Annotated in this window: 1 protein-coding gene; it reads left to right on the top strand. The window is 45.5% G+C overall.

Annotated elements, in window-relative coordinates:
- Positions 1-27: 27 nt before the first annotated feature.
- A partial coding sequence (psbR, locus tag M9Q43_RS14125) for a photosystem II protein PsbR (protein ID WP_262319505.1) occupies positions 28-429 on the top strand: 402 nt, incomplete at its 3' end.

The following is a 429-nucleotide window of genomic DNA, read 5'->3' on the forward strand; positions in this document are numbered from 1 at the left end:
GAATAATAGCTTAGGCTTTAATTGAATATGGCAACCTCAGTGATGAGTTCATTGAGCTTGAAACCTTCAGCTTTTACTACCATTGACAAGTCTGCTGTCAAAGGCTTGCCTTCACTTGCTAGATCTTCCACTTCCTTCACTGTTCGTGCTAGTGGTGGCAAAAAGATCAAGACTGACAAACCTTTTGGACTTGGCGGAGGAATGGATTATAAGGATGGACGTGATGCATCCGGAAGCAAGGGAAGGGGCAAAGGCGTCTACCAATTCGTTGACAAATATGGTGCCAATGTTGATGGCTACAGTCCAATCTACAACGAAGAGGAGTGGTCACCCGGGGGTGATGTCTATGTTGGCGGCAAAACTGGTCTACTAATCTGGGCAGTTACTCTAGCTGGTATTCTTGCTGGTGGTGTTTTGCTTGTTTACAAC

It is taken from the genome of Flavobacterium odoriferum, assembly GCF_025499515.1.
Taxonomy (GTDB): Bacteria; Bacteroidota; Bacteroidia; order Flavobacteriales; family Flavobacteriaceae; genus Flavobacterium; species Flavobacterium odoriferum.